The 1,216-nt window shown below is 55.6% G+C and carries 3 protein-coding genes; 2 read left to right on the forward strand and 1 reads right to left on the reverse strand.

Annotated features, from left to right (window positions below):
- Positions 1-40: 40 nt before the first annotated feature.
- Positions 41-376 carry a hypothetical protein gene (locus ACXRVY_RS30135; protein ID WP_223463147.1) on the reverse strand — a complete coding sequence of 112 codons (336 nt, stop codon included), beginning with the start codon at positions 374-376 and terminating at the stop codon, positions 41-43.
- A 268-nt stretch (positions 377-644) separates the two neighbouring features.
- Between ACXRVY_RS30135 and ACXRVY_RS30140 the strand changes: the two genes are divergently transcribed.
- Together ACXRVY_RS30140 and osmE are read left to right on the forward strand one after the other, a co-directional pair.
- Complete coding sequence (locus ACXRVY_RS30140; RefSeq protein ID WP_108218034.1) at positions 645-884, forward strand: hypothetical protein; 240 nt, start codon at positions 645-647, stop codon at positions 882-884.
- A 13-nt stretch (positions 885-897) separates the two neighbouring features.
- Positions 898-1,216, forward strand: a 319-nt coding sequence (osmE, locus tag ACXRVY_RS30145) for an osmotically-inducible lipoprotein OsmE (RefSeq protein ID WP_458239090.1), incomplete at its 3' end; no start/stop codon positions are given.

Raw genomic sequence — 1,216 nt, forward strand, 5'->3', positions numbered from 1 at the left:
GGCGAAAAGCAGTCGGCGACCGATTCTCACTCTCCCGCGTTTACAAGCAGTCGTGCACGATTTTGCGCAGATCGCCGGATTTGGCCCAAGGTGGCCCCTGATACAGCGAAATCCGGCTGCCGTCCTTGTACTTCACGATATCCAGCACTTCGTCGGCCGTGATCACACTGGGCGCGGTGATACGGAATCCGTTGGATATCGAAACCTGGGTGGTATTCGCTACTTCCTTTTGCCAGGCCGGTAAAACGCACGCCGCATACTCTTTTGGCGTCTTCGCGCTGTGCTTGCTGACATTCGGCTCGCCCGGTACCAGTGACGCTGGCAACGAACATCCGGCCAGCAACGCCAGCACGACTCCCCCCATCAACATCCGCATGTGGATTCCTTAAATTCGAAAAGAGAAAATGTAGCTCGCCGTCGTCCGTACATCCATCCTCAACGATTCAGCGACCGTCATTGATATCGGCTCCCCCGGTTAGTTCCTTGAGTTCAGATACGCCAACCATCTTTCTTGAGCAGGACAGCGTATTTTCTCGTTCACTTTTAATTCCCGACCAAAGGAAACCCCGCCGATTCAGACAAACACAACATCCAGCCCGGCAAACAGGTCTAAAATTTCGGTGTGCAGAGTTCAGGAGGTCATCATGTGGCTTAACGAATCGGAACAGGAACTTCGGCGTGATCTGCAAGGGCTGGCGTCAGATTTGCGCTGGTCGGCAGTGGAACTGTTGCGCATCGAGGAGCAATTGCGCCTGCTCGGGAGCGAAGCCGACGCGCAAGCCGTGCAAAGACTGTGTTCTTTATTTCAGGGTGATGAAGAAAAACTGTCCGGCTATGCCGAGGAAGTGAAAGCCAAGGTCATTAGCCGCAACAAGGCTCAATAGCGGGAGCGCTGCCATGAACAGGCCTCTATTCACGCTGGTTGTCGCACTGACCGCGTTGGCAGGCTGCAGCACCAACTCGATCTACCAGGACCAGCCGCTGGTCGCAAAAGTCGACACCGGCATGACACAGGAGCAAGTCCGGCAAATCGGCGRCCAGCCCCTGGCGGTCACCGGTCGTACCGTCGAACCCGGTACGTGCTTCGACTACAAACTGACTCAGTCCGGTCATCAACAAGCGTTCAATGTCAGCTTTGACGGCCGGGGCATGGTCGACCACAAAAGCTTTATGACGTGCGCGGAATGGAGCCACATGCAGCAAAAGGCTCGAGAAC

The organism is Pseudomonas sp. P5_A2_2, from assembly GCF_054177685.1.

Excerpts from the sequence above, each read along its gene's own strand:
- ACXRVY_RS30135 (WP_223463147.1), bottom strand. The coding sequence starts at position 376 with ATGCGGATGTTGATGGGGGGAGTCGTGCTGGCGTTGCTGGCCGGATGT.
- ACXRVY_RS30140 (WP_108218034.1), top strand. The coding sequence starts at position 645 with ATGTGGCTTAACGAATCGGAACAGGAACTTCGGCGTGATCTGCAAGGG.